The sequence below is a fragment of the Leifsonia sp. HAY1-4F genome (assembly GCF_056755275.1).
Genome location: NZ_JBNDHX010000455.1, coordinates 1 through 250, shown reverse-complemented (window position 1 = coordinate 250; position 250 = coordinate 1). Strand labels below are relative to the sequence as shown.

The following is a 250-nucleotide window of genomic DNA, read 5'->3' as shown; positions in this document are numbered from 1 at the left end:
GGAGCCAGTCGAGTTCCTCCGGAGTATCAGTGGCGAACTTGTTGACGGAGACAACGGGGGTGATGCCGAATTTGGCGACGTTCCGGACGTGCCTCTTGAGGTTCTCCACTCCGGCGGCCATGGCATCCATGTTGGGTTCGCCCAGCTGCTCCTTGGGAACGCCGCCCTGCATTTTGAGCGCGCGGATGGTGGCAACAACCACGACGGCGGATGGCGCCACCGCTGCGATCCTCGCCTTGGTGTCCATGTA

At 62.4% G+C, this 250-nt stretch carries 1 protein-coding gene; it reads right to left on the bottom strand.

What is annotated here, in order from left to right:
- Positions 1-250: formate--tetrahydrofolate ligase (locus tag ACPYOG_RS20145; protein WP_481295865.1), on the bottom strand; the 250-nt coding region annotated here is incomplete at both ends.